The 1,726-nt window shown below is 70.9% G+C and carries 1 protein-coding gene; it reads left to right on the top strand.

Features of this window, described 5'->3' with window-relative positions:
* Positions 1–649: 649 nt before the first annotated feature.
* Positions 650–1,648, top strand: a complete 999-nt coding sequence (gene trpS / locus ABZY44_RS37635) for a tryptophan--tRNA ligase (protein ID WP_356662045.1) — start codon at positions 650–652, stop codon at positions 1,646–1,648.
* Positions 1,649–1,726: the final 78 nt, after the last annotated feature.

Here is a 1,726-nt window from a genome sequence, read left to right as displayed (position 1 = left end):
GTGTCTCCGACTCTATCAGACTCTTTCGTGTCCGATTCCCAGTCAGCGGGTTTCGCTTTCCAGGTTTTCGCTTTCGCGTTTCCCTTTCCGGCGAGTCCGACTCTATCAGATCCTTTCGGGCCTGAATCCCAGTCAGCGGGGTTTACCGCTTGGGCTGTTGGGCCCTTGCGGCGAGTGAGACAGTAGCGGATTCCTTGCCCCCGAACCTAATCGGGGGCCACGTTCGAGAACGCGGATTCCTCATTCGCAAATACGCATGAAAACGGGACGACGGAAGTGCGTCGTTCGTTCGAGTGTGTAGTGCGGGATGGCTGTCCGGGGACCGACCGGGGTCGGCGCTCACTTCGGACAACTCGAAGAACCTTACGGATCGGGCACATCCGTGTCAACCCCCGGCTGACCGGCCACGCGGGACGGGGAAACCTCCCCCGTCCTCGCCCTCCACGGTCTAGCCTGGGGTCATGACTACGCATGCGCTCACGCTTCGCTGGTGGGCCGCCTGACGGCGGCCGACCCTCCACGCGAGCACGCATGCGCTCGACGGCCGCCGCCCACGGCGGCCGTTTTCGTTTCTCCCCTCCCGGGAGTGGCTCGGTCGCCCGACGCGGTGGCGTCGACCTCCACACCGACACGAGCAGGGAGCAGGGACATGACGACGATCTTCAGCGGGGTCAAGCCGACCGGGCATCTGACGTTGGGGAACTACCTGGGGGCCGTACGGCAGTGGGTGGCGGCCGAGCAGCGGCCCGACGAGGCGCTGTTCTGTGTCGTCGACCTGCACGCCCTGACCGTCGAGCACGATCCGGCGCGGGTGCGCCGGCTCAGCCGGCAGGCGGCCTCGCTGCTGCTCGCCGCCGGCCTGACCCCCGAGAAGTGCACGCTGTTCGTCCAGAGCCACGTGGACGAGCACACGCGGTTGTCCTACCTACTGGAGTGCACGGCCTCCGACGGCGAGATGCGGCGCATGGTCCAGTACAAGGAGAAGGCCGCCAAGGCCCAGGCCTCCGGGGAGGGCGTGCGGCTGTCACTGCTCACCTATCCCGCGCTGATGGCCGCGGACATCCTGGCCTACCGGGCGGACGAGGTGCCGGTCGGCGAGGACCAGCGCCAGCACGTGGAGCTGACCCGGGACCTGGCGGTGCGGTTCAACCAGCGGTACGGGCACACCTTCACCGTGCCCGAGGCGACGCATCCGGCCGTGGGCGCGCGGGTCATGGACCTCCAGGACCCGACGTCGAAGATGGGGAAGTCCGGGGACGCCGGGCCCGGGGTGGTGTTCATCCTCGACGAGCCGGAGGTCGTCCGGAAGAAGGTGATGCGGGCCGTCACCGACAGCGGGGACGACGGCGTCGTCTACGACCGGGTCGCACGGCCGGGGGTGGCGAACCTGCTGGACGTGCTCGCCGCGTGCACCGGGGGCGAGCCGGACAAGCTCGCCGACGGGTACAGCGGGTACGGGGCGCTCAAGCGGGACGTCGCCGACGCCGTGGTGGAGCTGCTGCGGCCGGTGCGGGAGCGGCACGCGCGGCTCGCGGCCGATCCCGGCGCGGTGGAGGCGGTGCTGCGCGAGGGCGCGGGGCGGGCCCGGGCGATGGCACGGCCCGTCGTCGACCAGGCGTACCGGGCCATCGGGCTGCTCGAGCCCTGAGGGTCCGCGGCGGGGGGCCGGGGGCGGGGGGGGGGGCCGCGCCCCCCCCCCCGCCCCCCCCCCCCGGGGCGGGCGCGA

Source organism: Streptomyces sp. NPDC006544, assembly GCF_040611715.1.
Classification (GTDB): domain Bacteria; phylum Actinomycetota; class Actinomycetes; order Streptomycetales; family Streptomycetaceae; genus Streptomyces.
The sequence above is the reverse complement of the archived record's forward strand: the minus strand, read 5'-3'. Positions and strand labels throughout refer to the sequence as shown.

What these genes read in the sequence shown, in the direction of transcription:
- trpS (WP_356662045.1), top strand. Translation starts at nt 650, where the DNA reads ATGACGACGATCTTCAGCGGGGTCAAGCCGACCGGGCATCTGACGTTG.